The organism is Monashia sp. HAY1-5C (assembly GCF_056755255.1).
Genome location: NZ_JBPGXG010000615.1, coordinates 1 through 247 on the forward strand (window position 1 = coordinate 1; position 247 = coordinate 247).

Consider the following 247-nt stretch of genomic DNA (forward strand, 5'->3'; position numbering starts at 1 on the left):
GCACTGTCATATTGGAGACGGACGCCATCGGGATGCCGGAGGCGACCGGCAAGGCAATCGGCTTGTCGGAGCGGTTGCGGCCCTTGACCAGCACTTCGTCGAACTGGCCGTGATAATCGTTGGCAAAGACCACGACACGGTCGCGGCCGGTGACGGCGCGGGCAAGCCGCATGGCAGCCATGACAGCCTCCGAACCGGTATTGCAGAAGGTGACGCGCTCATGGCCCGTGACCTCGGCGATCATCTT

General features: G+C 63.6%; 1 protein-coding gene. It reads right to left on the reverse strand.

Annotation, left to right across the window (positions count from 1 at the left end):
- Nucleotides 1-247, reverse strand: a 247-nt coding sequence (locus tag ACR9ZK_RS22935) for an aminotransferase class III-fold pyridoxal phosphate-dependent enzyme (protein WP_481344221.1), incomplete at both ends; no start/stop codon positions are given.